Here is a 13,729-nt window from a genome sequence, read left to right on the forward strand (position 1 = left end):
TTATGGACGTCGGGCGCAGGCTGACGTTCCGCAAAGGCTTTCCTGCGAAAAGCCTGTTCAATAATAAAAAAGGAGTATGAACAGATGGCAACACGTGAAACCGGCAATGTGAAGTGGTTCAACGACGCCAAGGGCTACGGCTTCATTCAGCGCGACGACGGGGTGGACGTGTTCGTGCACTACCGCGCGATTCGCGGCGAAGGGCATCGCTCGCTGACTGAAGGTCAGCAGGTTGAGTATGCGGTGGTGGAAGGACAGAAGGGGTTGCAGGCCGAAGACGTGGTCGGATTGTAAACCGCACTCTTCGGGTCCTCAGAAAACACTGTGGGAGCGGGCTTGCCCGCGAAAGCGGTTTGTCAGCCACCTCTATTTTGGATGTGACGCCGCCTTCGCGGGCAAGCCCGCTCCCACAGATTTTGTGTACGGCTTTGTTATGCCGTTTTCCAGGTGATCTCTTCTTCACCGTCGGCGCTGATGCGAATCCAGCGATCAGCCGTTTCCTCACCCTCTTCCTCGACCCACGTTCCCGGTGCGCAACGCACTTCGACGTTCAGCGCGGCGAAAGCTGCACGGGCGCAGGCGATGTCGTCGTCCCATGGAGTCGCATCGCTTTCCAGGTACAGGCTGTTCCACTTGCCCACGGCTTTCGGCAGCCAGGTCACCGGGATGTTGCCGGCCTTGCACTTGTAGGTCTGGCCTTTCTGTACCCAGTCGCTGCACGGGCCCAGAGCCTCACCGAGCCAGGCGGAAATCGCCTTGTGGTCGACGTCGGCGTCTTTCAGGTAAATCTCGATATCCGGTTGGCGCATGGATGTCCTCACTGCGGGTCTGAAAAATCCATTCGCGGATTTAGCCGGCCCCGGGCACTTGCCCGAGACCAAAAGTTATTGAAGAACGAAATAATCGTAGCGCATCGATACGGTGGTCACGAACGGCTCGGCCTGTTCGATCACGGCGGCGCGGCGTTCGGCACTGGCGCGCCAGCCGTGGGGCGTCATCGCCAGCAGGTTGGCGCGATCCTCGGGCTTGTCCAGCGTCAGTTTGAATTCCAGGGTTTCGCTGTGCGCCAGCGCCATACCTTCGGGCACTAATGCCAGATGCTTGTCGTCGGTGTATTCGCGCACTTCGTCGTACAGGCGTTCGCGCAACTCCATCAGGTGGCCGCTGGTCGGGCCGACCTTCATCAGGCCGCCGCCGACGCTGAGCAGGCGCTTGGCTTCTGCCCAGTCCAGAGGGCTGAAAACGCTGGCGAGAAACTGGCAACTGCCCGATGCCAACGGCACGCGGGCCATGCTGGCGATCAACCAGGTGATTGCCGGATTACGCTTGCAGGCGCGTTTCACCGCCTCGCGGGAGATGTCCAGTGCGTAGCCATCGGCGTCCGGCAGGGCCTCGGCGATCTGTGCGGTGTAGTAACCCTCGCCACAGCCGATATCGACCCAGCGCGCTGGCGCATAACTCGCCGCCAGCTCGGCCAGACGCTTGGCCACCGGCGCGTAATGCCCGGCATTCAGGAAGTCGCGGCGCGCCTCGACCATCGCCTGATTGTCGCCAGGGTCACGGCTGTTCTTGTGCTGCACCGGCAACAGATTCAGGTAGCCCTGACGCGCACGGTCGAAGCGGTGGCCTGCGGGGCAGACCACGCCGTTGTCGACGCTGTTCAGCGGTTCACTGCAGATCGGGCACGCGAGCATCAGGCGAGCAACTTGATCAGGGTCTGGTAGTAGATCTCGGTCAGCACGTCGAGATCGGCCGCCAGCACACGCTCGTTGACCTGGTGGATGGTCGCGTTGACGGGGCCCAGTTCAACAACCTGCGTGCCCATGGTCGCGATGAAGCGGCCATCGGAAGTGCCGCCGCTGGTCGACGCCTTGGTCTCACGGCCGGTGATGTCCTTGATGCTCGACGACACCGCGTCGAGCAGCGCGCCCGGCTCGGTGAGGAACGGCAGGCCGGACAGCGCCCAGTCGATGTGCCAATCCAGATTGTGTTTGTCGAGGATGTCGGCCACGCGTTTCTGCAGGCCTTCGACGGTGGATTCGGTGGAGAAGCGGAAGTTGAACACCGCCACCAGATCACCCGGGATCACGTTGGTCGCGCCGGTGCCGGAGTTGAGGTTGGAAATCTGGAAACTGGTCGGCGGGAAGAAATCGTTGCCGTGATCCCAGTGCTCGGCGGCCAGTTCGGCCAAGGCCGGGGCGGCGAGGTGGATCGGGTTCTTCGCCAGATGCGGGTAGGCCACGTGACCCTGCACACCGCGCACAATGAGCTTGGCGCCCAGCGAGCCGCGACGACCGTTTTTCACCACGTCACCGACCAGTGTGGTGCTCGACGGTTCGCCGACGATGCACCAGTCCAGACGTTCCTTGCGCGCCACCAGACGTTCCACCACAGCCTTGGTGCCGTGGTGCGCCGGGCCTTCTTCGTCGCTGGTGATGAGGAACGCGACCTTGCCCTTGTGGTTCGGGTAGTCGGCGACAAAGCGCTCGGCGGCGACGGTCATCGACGCCAGGCTGCCTTTCATGTCCGCTGCGCCACGGCCGCAGAGCATGCCGTGTTCATCGATCACCGCGTTGAACGGGTCGATCTGCCAGGCGGTCACCGGACCGGTCGGCACCACGTCGGTGTGGCCGGCGAAGCACAGCACCGGGCCGTCGTCGTTGCCGTGGGTGGCCCAGAAGTTATCCACGTCCTCGATGCGCATCGGCTCGAGGGTGAAACCGGCATCGCCCAGGCGCTGCATCATCTGCTTCTGGCAATCGGCGTCGACCGGCGTCACGGACGGACGGCGGATCAGGTCGATGGCGAGTTGAAGGGTCGGCGAAAGGTCGGCGTGGGCCGTCATGGAAAACTCCGGAGTCATGAATGTGGGCGCGGACTAACAATGTGGGAGCGAGCCTGCTCGCGAATGCGGTGTGTCAGTCAACATAATCGGTGAATGTTACAAAGCCTTCGCGAGCAGGCTCGCTCCCACAGGGATTAGAGGAGTGCCCCGCAAAATGGCGGTTATCTTAAAGCAAAACGGCGACCATTGGCCGCCGTTTAGTGGATCAAAGAGGAATTAGACGACAGGCGCCGGTTCAGGCGCTGTCGCAGGTTTTGGCAGCGACGAGAGGAACGCCATGATCAGCGCGGCCAGGTATGGCAGCGACTGCACCAGCAGCATTGCGACCCAGAAGCGCATGTCGTTGCTCGGAATGCCCTGTACCAGGTAGATCCCCAGCGCCGCGCCCCACAACAGCAGCATGATGAACAGCTCTTCCCGTGCTTCGGAAATCGCCACCCAGAAGCCATGGTTGTCGGCGTTTTTCGGTGTGCGGAAGAACGGAATGCTGCTGGTGAAGAAGCCGTACAGCACCGCTTTGGCGATGGTGTGCGACAACGCCAGGCCAGCCAGTGCGGCGCAGAACGCATCTTTGAGGTTCACGCCCACGGCGCGACGGTAGAGGAAGATGATCTTGCCGACCTTGAACACGAACAGCGCCAGCGGCGGGATTGCGAAAATCAGCAGCGGCGGATCGACCCGTTGCGGCACGATGATCATCGCCGCCGACCACAGCAGGGCGCCGACGGTGAAGAAGATGTTCATGCCGTCCGCGACCCATGGCAGCCACCCCGCGAGGAAGTGGTAACGCTGGCCACGGGTCAGTTCGGTGTCCTTGCCGCGCAGCAGGCTGCGGGTGTGGCGCTTGATGATCTGGATTGCGCCATAGGCCCAGCGGAAACGCTGCTTCTTGAAGTCGATGAAGGTGTCCGGCATCAGACCCTTGCCGTAGCTGTCGTGGTAATACGCCGCCGACAGGCCTTTTTCGAACACGCGCAGACCGAGTTCGGCGTCTTCACAGATGCACCAGTCGGCCCAGCCCAGCTCTTCCAGAACCGAACGGCGGGTCATGGTCATGGTGCCGTGCTGAATGATCGCGTCGCGGTCGTTACGGGTGACCATGCCGATGTGGAAGAAGCCTTTGTATTCGGCGTAGCAGAGCTTCTTGAAGGTGCTTTCGTTCTGGTCGCGGTAATCCTGCGGCGACTGCACCACGGCGATTTTCGGATCGGCGAAGTGCGGCACCATGTGCTTGAGCCAGTTCGGGTGCACGCAGTAGTCGGAATCGATCACCGCGATCACTTCGGCGTCCTTGGCGGTGTGCGGAATCAGGTAGTTCAGCGCACCGCCCTTGAACCCGGCCAGTGGTGATACGTGGAAGAACTTGAAGCGCGGGCCGAGGGTTGCGCAGTAGTCGCGCACCGGCTCCCAGACGGCCGGGTCTTTGGTGTTGTTGTCGATGATCAGGACTTCGTAGTCCGGGTAATCGAGGGCGGCCAGGGCGTCGAGGGTCTGTTTGACCATCTCCGGCGGCTCGTTGTAGCACGGTACGTGGATCGAGACTTTCGGTCTGTAGTCCGAATCGCCCACCACCGGCAGGAATTCACGCCGGCGCTTGTGGGTCCAGACCGCTTCGGCCAGTTCATGCGCCTCGGTCAGCAACACGATAAACACCCCGAGCGCACCCAGTGCCAGGAGGAAACCCACCGTCAGGCTGAACCACGTGCTGTATTGCTGGCTGTAGTCGTAACCGATCCACACCAGCACCGAACCGCAAAGGAACGCGATAAAGGTCAGGAAGGTGCGGCCACGCTGGCGCAGGGCCGAGCCGTCGATCATCAGCAGGGTCAGCGACAGCAGCGCCAGCACCACCGAACCGATGGCCAGCACGCGCCATTGCGGGATGGCGACGACCGGGCCTTCGAAGTTGAATTTCTGCTGGCGCGCGGCGTTGAACACGCCCCAATAAGCGCCCACCGAACCTTCGTCACTGGCCTTCCACGGCTGGTCGAACGCTTCGATCACGAAGTAGTTGAAGCCTTGGCGGTTGAGCTTGTTGACCAGTGTGCGCAGGTAGATCGCCTGATCCGCTGGCGACGCATCGGCGCCACCGCGCATGCGCCCGTTGCTCGGCCAGCCGACTTCGGACAGCAGCAGCGGCTTTTTCGGGAACAGCTTTTTCAGGTCACGGGCGCGGTCGAAGACGAACTGTCCGGCCTTGTCGACCGGGATGAATTCCCAGTACGGCAGCACGTGCGCAGCGATCAGGTCGACGTGCTTGGCCAGTTCCGGGTGTTCTTCCCAGACGTGCCACTGCTCGGAGGTGGTCACCGGCACTTTCACCGCCGCGCGCACGCGATCCAGCAGCACGCTCAGTTGCTCGGCAGTGATTTCCTTGCGGAAGATCGCCTCGTTACCGACCACCACACGAACCACGCTGCGCGAGGTGTTGGCCAGTTCGATGGCGCGCTGTATCTCGCGCTCGTTGCGTTCCTGATCGGGGCTGATCCAGATCCCGAGGGTCACGCGCAGACCGAATTCTTCCGCCAGTTTCGGGATGTCCTGCAGCGAACCGTCGACCGAGTAGATGCGGATGTTGTCCGTCAGCTTGCTCATGATCTCCAGGTCGCGGCGCATTTCGTCGTCAGTCGGATACTGATCCTTCTGCGGGAACTGGCCCTGCTGGAATGGCGAATAAGAGAAACCGGAGATCTGCTCCGGCCAGTTGGGCGCGGAGACCGGGCGATTGATCAGCGCCCAGAAACCGGTGAACAGGGCGGCGATTGCCAGAACCACCACCAGGTTGAGACCAAATTTACGCGATGACATAGCTATTTCGGGTTCCAAAGGCTGTGGAACGAAGGAACGGATCGGCTTACGCCAAAAGGGCGCGAATCCTACACCGGCAGTTCACTGCTCGTACACCGGGCAGGAAAATGCCCGACATTGGGCAGTCCAACCTGATTTAAGTTCTTTAGTAACAGCTTGTAAGAGAAAACTTTGTTGCTTAGTTATAGCAATTCCCAGTGGCGAGGGAGCTTGCTCCCGCTGGACTGCGAAGCAGGCCGCTTTCAAAGGGCCGCTTCGCGACCCGGCGGGAGCAAGCTCCCTCGCCACAAGGCTTGCGCAAAACGGCTGCGTTCACCGTTCATAGCGTCAAAGATGCTCTTGGCCGCCGACGGCCCTATAATGCGCGCCGGTTTTTGGGGTAATGGTCATGAGTACAGAAGATCCGCGGTTTGCAGGCATCGCCCGTTTGTATGGCATCGAGGGCCTCGAGCGCCTGCGTGCGGCCCATGTGGCGATTGTCGGCGTCGGTGGCGTCGGTTCCTGGGCGGCGGAAGCCATGGCCCGCTGTGGCGTCGGCGAGATTTCGCTGTTCGACCTCGATGACGTCTGCGTCAGCAACGCCAACCGCCAGTTGCACGCGCTGGACAGCACCGTCGGCAAACCCAAGGTCGAAGTGATGGCCGAGCGCCTGCGCGGGATCAATCCGGATTGCACCGTGCATGCGGTGGCGGACTTCGTGACGCGCGACACCATGGCCGAGTACATCACACCGAACATCGACTGCGTGATCGACTGCATCGACGCGGTCAACGCCAAGGCTGCGCTGATCGCCTGGTGCAAACGCCGCAAGATCCAGATCATCACCACTGGCGGTGCCGGTGGGCAGATTGATCCGACGCTGATTCAGGTCTGCGACCTCAACCGCACGTTCAATGACCCGCTGGCCTCGAAAGTGCGCTCGACGTTGCGTCGTGATTATGGCTTTTCGCGCACCGTGACCCGGCATTACAGCGTGCCGTGTGTGTTCTCCACCGAACAACTGCGCTATCCGAAACCGGACGGCAGCATCTGTTTGCAGAAGAGTTTTGTCGGCGACGGGGTGAAGCTCGACTGCGCTGGTGGCTTTGGCGCGGTGATGATGGTCACGGCGACGTTCGGCATGGTCGCGGCGACCAAGGCGGTGGACAAGATTGTGGCGGGTGTGCGGCGGCCAGCGGATCGGGTGAAGCCTCAGGTTTGATTCTGGGGCTGATGGCCTCATCGCGAGCAGGCTCACTCCTACAGGGGGACGCATTCCAATTGTAGGAGTGAGCCTGCTCGCGATGGCTGCGAAGCAGCCGCTTTATTTAGCCAACTCATTCATCCGCTGGAGCACGGCATTCAAGCCATTACTGCGCGACGGCGACAACTGCCGCGAAAGTCCCAGCTGATTGAACCACTCGGGCAAATCCACCTGCCGCAACTCGGCAGCGCTCAAGCCGTTGACCCGCAACAGCAGCAACGCCACCAACCCACGAATCATCCGCGCATCGCTGGCAGCGCTGAACTGCCAGTGACCGTCCTGCAACTCACCCACCAGCCACATTTGGCTCTCACAGCCATGCACGCGATTGGCTTCACATTTGTCCGCGTCATCCAGCGGCGGCAGACGATCGCCAAACTGCATCAGCAACCGCGCGCGTTGTTCCCAACCGGCGGCATTCTGAAAGGTCTGCAGCGCTTCGGCGGCGGGGAGCGGCAGGCTCATCGCAGCAACTCCAGGGCCTGATCCAACGCCTCGAAGAAACGCTCCAGATCCTCGGAATCGTTGTACAGCGCCAGCGACACGCGAATCGCCCCGGCCAGTTCGAAGCTTTTCAGCAACGGCATGGCGCAGTGATGCCCGGCGCGCACGGCGATACCTTGCTCGGTCAGCAAGTGCGCCAGATCGGCGTTGTGCACACCCTCGACGACGAAACTCGCCAGCGCCAATTGCGGCTTGCCCAGCAGACGAATGCCGTTGCGCGCGGCCAGGCCTTGCAGCAGGTAGGCGTGCAGCGCCGCTTCATGGGCCGACACCGCGTCCTGATCCAGGCCAGCCAGATAATCGAGGGTCGCGCCGAGGCCGATCACGCTGGCAATCGGCGGCGTGCCCGCTTCGAAGCCCAGCGGGGCAGGGCGGAAGCGTGCATCGTGATAGTTGGCTTCCAGCACCATTTCGCCGCCGAACTGCCACGGCTGCAGTTGCTCAAGCGCCTTGTTGCGCCCGAACAGCACGCCGAGGCCATCGGGGCCGTACAGCTTGTGGCTGGAAAACACATAGAAGTCGCAACCCAGCGCCTGCACATCGTGGCGACCATGCACCACACCCTGGGCGCCATCGACCACGGTCAGCGCGTTGTGCGCCTTGGCCATCGCCAGCAGCGCTGGTAGCGGTTGCCAGGCACCGAGCACGTTGGACAGCTGACTGACCGCCAGCAAGCGAGTGCGCGGGGTGATCAAACGCACGGCGGCGCCGAGGTCGATCACGCCGTCGGCGTCCAGCGGCAGGATCACCAGTTTCAGCTCGCGACGCTGTGCCAGTTGCTGCCACGGCAGCAGGTTGGCGTGATGCTCCAGGGCGCTGATGACAATTTCATCGCCCGGGTGGAAAAGATGTTCCAGGCCATAGGCCAGGAAATTCAGCGCACTGGTGGCGCCATGGGTGAAGATGATCTGCCCGCTGTCACCGGCATTCAGCCACTGGGCAACCTTGAGCCGACTGTCTTCGAACGCCTGCGTCGCGTGGGCGCCGGGCAGATGCTGCGCACGATGCACATTGGCCGCGCCGTTGGCGTAGTAATGCGTCAGTGCGTCGAGCAGGGCCTGGGGTTTTTGCGTGGTGGCGGCGTTGTCCAGATAGGTCTGGTCTTGCCGTTGCAGGGCGGCGATGGCCGGAAAGTCGGCGCGCCAGGGGGAGGGAATCATCATAGGTTCAGCCCTGTGAACTTGGGCGGGGTGTACACAAGGCACTGTGGGAGCGAGCCTGCTCGCGAAGCTTTTTGCGACCTCAAGGACGCCTTCGCGAGCAGGCTCGCTCCCACAAGTGCCTGCGGCACTTAGTTGTGAGCGTGCAGCGCTTCGTTCAGCTCGATCGCCGATTTGTGGGTCTTGCACTCCACGGCACCGGTTTCCGAATTGCGACGGAACAGCAGGTCGGTCTGACCGGCCAGCTCGCGCGCCTTTACAACCTTGACCAGATTGTTGTGCTCGTCCAACAGCGCGACCTTGGTGCCGGCGGTCACGTACAGGCCCGACTCGACGGTGTTGCGGTCGCCCAACGGGATACCGATACCGGCGTTGGCGCCGATCAGGCAGCCTTCGCCCACCTTGATCACGATGTTGCCGCCGCCCGACAGGGTGCCCATGGTCGAGCAGCCGCCGCCCAGGTCCGAACCCTTGCCGACGAACACGCCAGCGGACACGCGGCCTTCGATCATGCCCGGGCCTTCGGTGCCGGCGTTGAAGTTGATGAAGCCTTCGTGCATCACGGTAGTGCCTTCACCCACGTACGCACCCAGACGCAGACGTGCCGCGTCAGCGATACGCACACCGGCCGGCACCACGTAGTCGGTCATTTTCGGGAACTTGTCCACCGAGAACACTTCCAGCAGTTCGCCGCGCAGACGCGCTTCGAGTTGCAGTTCAGCCAGTTCGCTCAGGTCGATTGCACCCTGGCTGGTCCAGGCCACGTTCGGCAGCAGCGGGAAGATCCCGGCCAGGCTTACGCCGTGTGGCTTGACCAGACGATGCGACAGCAGGTGCAGCTTGAGGTACGCCTCTGGCGTCGAGGTCAGCTGTGCGTCTTCGGCCAGCAGGGTGGCGACCAGCGGCTTGTGGCTCTCGGCCAGACGGGTCAGCAGTTTGCCTTGAACGGCGTCGATGCCTTTGACCGCTTCAGCCAGTTGCGCAGCCTGCGCGGTGGTGAAGGTGATGGCCTGGTTGCCTTCGGTGTAACCGAGGATCGGCGCAACAGCGGCGACCAGTTCGGCCGACGGGTTGAGCAGTGGCTGAGCGTAGAACACTTCCAGCCAGGCGCCTTGACGGTTTTGCGTGCCGACACCAAAAGCGATGCTGAACAGAGAGTTGGACATGTGAATACCTCTAGCAATAAGTGACGGGCTGCTTACTTGAGTGCGGCCGCGTAGATGTCTGGCTTGAAGCCAATCAGGGTTCGGTCACCGAGATCGAGCACCGGGCGCTTGATCATCGAGGGTTGAGCGAGCATCAGTTCGATGGCTTTCGACTGGTCGAGATCGGCTTTACGTTCGTCGTCGAGTTTGCGAAAGGTCGTGCCTGCACGGTTCAACACCGTTTGCCAGCCGTGCTCGTCACACCATTGGGTCAGGTGCTCACGGTCGATACCGGCGGTTTTGTAGTCATGGAAGTCGTAGCTGACAGCGTGTTCATCGAGCCAGGTGCGCGCCTTCTTCATGGTGTCGCAGGCTTTGATGCCGAAAAGGTGCAACGTTTTACTTGAAACGGTCAAGGAATCGCCCCCTTTACAGGTGCTGGAAAAAAATGGTGTCGGATTATGCCATGACCAAAGCGTTTCGTCGGCCACGGTTGTCGTAACGCTGCAAAACCTGTGGGAGCGAGCCTGCTCGCGAAGGGGCCATGACAGGCAATATTTCTGTTGAAGGAGACACCGCATTCGCGAGCAGGCTCGCTCCCACAAGGGCAGTGCGACATAGGTGCAAACGCCAGACGCATCCTAAGCGGCTAATATGGCAGTTCAACGCTGTCGATTGTCTGAGATTTCCGCTTTATGCAAACCGCTTATACCGTCCTGATCCTGCTGATGCTGGTCAGCGTTTCGCGGCTGGTCGGACGGGTCGTCCCGCTGCCGCTGCCCCTCGTGCAAATCGCCGCCGGTGCCTTGCTGGCCTGGCCGACACTGGGCCTGCACGTCGCGCTGGACCCCGAATTGTTCCTGTTTCTGTTCCTGCCCCCGCTGCTGTTTTCCGACGGTTGGCGCATGCCCAAACGCGAGTTCTGGCATCTGCGCGGGCCGATCCTGACGCTGGCGGTTGGCCTGGTGCTGTTCACCGTGGTCGGCGCCGGGTACTTCATTCACTGGCTGTTGCCGAGCATTCCGCTGCCGGTGGCCTTCGCGCTGGCGGCCGTGCTCTCGCCGACTGACGCCGTGGCGGTCTCGGCGATCTCGCAGAACCGCTTGCCGACACCGCTGATGCACATCCTGCAAGGCGAGGCGTTGATGAACGATGCCTCGGGTCTGGTGACGTTCAAGTTTGCCTTGGTGGCGGCGGTGACCGGGGTGTTCTCGCTGGCCAATGCCAGCCTGACGTTCGTACTGGTGGCGGTCGGGGGCTTGGCCGTCGGCGTCGCGCTGAGCTGGCTGGTCGGGCGCTTGCGCGCGTGGATGATCGCCCGTGGCTGGGACGATCCGGCCACCCACGTGGTGTTCATGTTGCTGCTGCCGTTCGCCGCCTATGTACTGGCCGAGCGACTGGGCGCATCGGGGATTTTGTCGGCCGTCGCGGCGGGGATGATGCAGAGCTGGCTTGATCTGTTGCCGCGGCAGACCAGCACCCGGCTGCTCAATCGCAGCGTCTGGTCATTGCTCGAGTTTGCCTTCAACGGCCTGATCTTTCTGCTGCTGGGTCTGCAATTGCCGGACATCATCAAGGCCGTGGTCAGCCACGAACCGACGTTGTGGCCGACGCTGCTGTACCGTGGCCTCGACGTGGTGGCGATTTTCCTCGCGCTGGTGCTGTTGCGCTTTATCTGGGTACAGAGCATCTGGCGTCTGTCGGTACTGCTGCGACGGCTGCGCGGCAAGGGCGACCTGACGCAAGTGCCGACCGCGCGATCCTGCTGGTTGCTGACTGTCGGCGGAGTGCGCGGGGCGGTGACGCTGGCCGGTGTGATGTCGGTGCCGATGTTGATGGGTAGCGAGGCGTTCCCCGAGCGCGATCTGCTGATCTTCATCGCCGCCGGGGTGATTCTGTTGTCGCTGATTTGCGCCTGCATCGCCCTGCCGTTGCTGCTGCGCGGCATCGAGAAAAGCCCGGACGACAAGCGCCGCCAGGAAGTGCGCGACGCCTGGCGCAAGACCGCCGAGGCGGCGATCCATGCGCTGGAAACCGAAGAGGTCGGCCCGCAGGATGCGGCGCAGGCCGCACTCTCGGCGGAACTCAAGGCGCGGATCATGTCCGAGTATCGTCATCAGCTCGACGTGTTCAATGATTCGGCCGAAGCCCAGGCGCTGGCGTTCCAGATGGATCTGCTGGAACGCCGCTTGCGCTTGAAGGCGTTGCGGGCGCAACGCCTGGAGCTGTATAGCCTCAGCCGTCAGCACCAGATCGGTGATGACGTGTTGCGCGAGGTTTTGGCAGACCTGGATTTAAGCGAAGCGAATCTGGGGCAGGTCAAATAGCCGACACGGACCTGATGCGCTCACTCACCCACGGGGCAGGGATAAGCGTTCGCCATGAAGATTTTGTCCTTTTCGCTGAGATCCAGATTGATGAAGAGCTGGAAGTCTCCGATGGTCCAGGACTGGCTGATGCGATAGTGCATGATCGACTTTGGATCGTATTCCGAATAAATGCTTTCGTCGGGATTGCCGCGGTCAAAGTACCAGTCGTGCAGGCGTTTGCGCGTCACGCTGGCCTGGTAGTCGTCTTCTTCCGGGTCGGCGGTGATTCCAAATTGTGCATAGATGGCTGGCTTGTCCCAGGGAATATCTGCCGTGGGATTGGTCTGTTCATGCTCCGCGCCCAGCATGTGCCCGAACTCATGCATGACATTGGCTGCGAAGTAACGTGCCTGACTGGGTGGATGGGGCCAGAGTGTCATGGTCGGTTCATCGGGATGTAGCAGAGCATCCGTACCTATCCGGGAGGAAAACGTTCCTTCCTGACTGAGTATGCGGATGTCGCCCACTTCACCTTCAACGAAATCGAATTTCAAGTTGATGTGCGGCAACCAGTTGCTGGCAGCGGCAATGGTCGCGTCCTTGAATTCCTGCGTACCGTTGAGGAAGGCGATGCGGAGAGTGCTGCCGGGAGTCCAGAATTTTGCCGGATTGTTTTTAGCCCACATTTTACTGAACCTCCGAAGTGCATTTGATGTTGCGGGAGGTGCGTGTGGTTTCGGTTTTTTTGTTTGGCTGAAGCCGGGTTGAGTGCATAACTGAACATCCATGTTTTCGTTCGTCATATGTAACTTCTCGGGCTGCTTTTTGTTCCCGGAAAGTCGCTTTGAATGAAGGATGCTAGTTGCTGCGCCTGAGCAGGTAAATTGGATATGTGTACGATTTTATGACGGATTACCGTGCCAACAGAACTGGCACGGTAAAGATGTGATTCAACGTGGATAAATCAACCGCATGAGCTGTTTGTCTTTATCACTGATTTCGCGATTGATCGGATTCGCCCAATTGCCAAGCGTCAAATTGTTGGGGACAGGATGGTGCATGATGGATTTTCGATCGTATGGCAAGTAAAGCGCGTCGGCATCGTCAAAAGGCGTAAATATATTGTCGTCAACTTCGCCTCGCGACAGTGGATTCATCGGTCTGTTCTGGTAGTAGTTGTAAACATTTTCTTTATTCCAGGGGATTTGCGCCTTGGGGTGCTGGTGTTCGTGCATCGCGCCGAGTGCGTGGCCAAACTCGTGGATGACGACCGTCTCGAAGTCTTCGTGTTCGGGGTCGATGCCAAGGTTCATGGTTGGCGTGTCAGGAAACATATCCAGTGCATCGGTACCCAGAAATGAACTGTTCACCACACCCTCGGTGGCGATTCGGATCTCACCCTCTACGCCTTCAACGAACTCAAACTTCAAACTGATATAAGGAAGCCATTTTTCGGCAGCGGCAATGATTTTATCTTTGTGTTCCGGAGTTGGGTTATCCATGAAAGCTATTTTCAGAGTGTGTCGGCTTGGCCAAAGTTTGTCGTAGTGCACCAACGAGCGTTTTTTTCGGCTGTTGTTAAGGGCGCTGGATTTGAGTTCTTTAGCCGGTTGTTGCAGCGTGCAATATTGAAAGTTGTCCATGCTTTGTCTTGCTCCTTGATTTGTCTTTTTGGTTGTTTCGCGCATGCAAAAAACCACTGCGCGAGATTAAGC

At 60.7% G+C, this 13,729-nt stretch carries 13 protein-coding genes; 3 read left to right on the plus strand and 10 right to left on the minus strand.

Features of this window, described 5'->3' with window-relative positions; all coding sequences use genetic code 11:
* The first annotated feature begins 84 nt into the window (after positions 1-84).
* The gene (locus tag ACOYXG_RS05075; protein WP_041072369.1) at positions 85-294 is read left to right on the plus strand and encodes a cold shock domain-containing protein; all 210 of its coding nucleotides are present in this window, start codon (positions 85-87) and stop codon (positions 292-294) included.
* A gap of 137 nt (positions 295-431) precedes the next feature.
* Here ACOYXG_RS05075 and ACOYXG_RS05080 read toward each other — a convergent pair whose 3' ends face one another.
* The 4 genes from ACOYXG_RS05080 to ACOYXG_RS05095 all read right to left on the minus strand — a co-directional run bounded on the left by ACOYXG_RS05080 (position 432) and on the right by ACOYXG_RS05095 (position 5,653).
* Positions 432-809: a hypothetical protein gene (locus ACOYXG_RS05080; protein WP_007964251.1), complete on the minus strand. Its 378-nt coding sequence runs from the start codon at positions 807-809 to the stop codon at positions 432-434.
* Between the two features lie 75 nt (positions 810-884).
* On the minus strand, positions 885-1,694 hold the full coding sequence (locus ACOYXG_RS05085) for a putative RNA methyltransferase (RefSeq protein WP_098967444.1): 810 nt from the start codon (positions 1,692-1,694) through the stop codon (positions 885-887).
* Positions 1,694-2,845: a succinyl-diaminopimelate desuccinylase gene (gene dapE, locus ACOYXG_RS05090; protein ID WP_115988120.1), complete on the minus strand. Its 1,152-nt coding sequence runs from the start codon at positions 2,843-2,845 to the stop codon at positions 1,694-1,696. Before dapE ends, ACOYXG_RS05085 begins: the two co-directional genes overlap by 1 nt.
* A 216-nt stretch (positions 2,846-3,061) precedes the next feature.
* A complete protein-coding gene (locus ACOYXG_RS05095) occupies positions 3,062-5,653 on the minus strand; it encodes a glycosyltransferase (protein ID WP_003222095.1) in 2,592 nt (863 codons plus the stop codon).
* Between the two features lie 382 nt (positions 5,654-6,035).
* Between ACOYXG_RS05095 and tcdA the strand changes: the two genes are divergently transcribed.
* Positions 6,036-6,854, plus strand: coding sequence for a tRNA cyclic N6-threonylcarbamoyladenosine(37) synthase TcdA (tcdA, locus tag ACOYXG_RS05100; protein ID WP_003222099.1), 819 nt, complete (start codon positions 6,036-6,038; stop codon positions 6,852-6,854).
* A 102-nt stretch (positions 6,855-6,956) separates the two neighbouring features.
* On the opposite strand, the gene ACOYXG_RS05105 is transcribed toward tcdA, so the two are convergent.
* The 4 genes from ACOYXG_RS05105 to ACOYXG_RS05120 form a co-directional block, all read right to left on the minus strand.
* Positions 6,957-7,361 carry a SufE family protein gene (locus ACOYXG_RS05105; RefSeq protein ID WP_097086431.1) on the minus strand — a complete coding sequence of 135 codons (405 nt, stop codon included), beginning with the start codon at positions 7,359-7,361 and terminating at the stop codon, positions 6,957-6,959.
* Positions 7,358-8,563 carry an aminotransferase class V-fold PLP-dependent enzyme gene (locus ACOYXG_RS05110; protein WP_097086433.1) on the minus strand — a complete coding sequence of 402 codons (1,206 nt, stop codon included), beginning with the start codon at positions 8,561-8,563 and terminating at the stop codon, positions 7,358-7,360. The genes ACOYXG_RS05105 and ACOYXG_RS05110 overlap by 4 nt, the downstream gene beginning before the upstream one ends.
* A gap of 128 nt (positions 8,564-8,691) precedes the next feature.
* Positions 8,692-9,726, minus strand: coding sequence for a 2,3,4,5-tetrahydropyridine-2,6-dicarboxylate N-succinyltransferase (gene dapD / locus ACOYXG_RS05115; protein ID WP_007954762.1), 1,035 nt, complete (start codon positions 9,724-9,726; stop codon positions 8,692-8,694).
* A 32-nt stretch (positions 9,727-9,758) separates the two neighbouring features.
* The gene (locus tag ACOYXG_RS05120; protein ID WP_003222107.1) at positions 9,759-10,121 is read right to left on the minus strand and encodes an ArsC family reductase; all 363 of its coding nucleotides are present in this window, start codon (positions 10,119-10,121) and stop codon (positions 9,759-9,761) included.
* Between the two features lie 279 nt (positions 10,122-10,400).
* Here ACOYXG_RS05120 and ACOYXG_RS05125 point away from each other — a divergent pair, with 279 nt between their 5' ends.
* Positions 10,401-12,032 carry a Na+/H+ antiporter gene (locus ACOYXG_RS05125; protein ID WP_443534723.1) on the plus strand — a complete coding sequence of 544 codons (1,632 nt, stop codon included), beginning with the start codon at positions 10,401-10,403 and terminating at the stop codon, positions 12,030-12,032.
* A gap of 20 nt (positions 12,033-12,052) precedes the next feature.
* On the opposite strand, the gene ACOYXG_RS05130 is transcribed toward ACOYXG_RS05125, so the two are convergent.
* Both ACOYXG_RS05130 and ACOYXG_RS05135 read right to left on the minus strand, forming a co-directional pair.
* Positions 12,053-12,817, minus strand: a complete 765-nt coding sequence (locus ACOYXG_RS05130; RefSeq protein ID WP_460356279.1) for a zinc metalloprotease — start codon at positions 12,815-12,817, stop codon at positions 12,053-12,055.
* A 147-nt stretch (positions 12,818-12,964) separates the two neighbouring features.
* Positions 12,965-13,657 (minus strand): M12 family metallopeptidase, encoded by a 693-nt coding sequence (locus tag ACOYXG_RS05135; protein ID WP_460356281.1) that lies wholly within the window; start codon positions 13,655-13,657, stop codon positions 12,965-12,967.
* Between the last annotated feature and the right edge of the window lie 72 nt (positions 13,658-13,729).

It is taken from the genome of Pseudomonas sp. G3-39 (assembly GCF_054790485.1).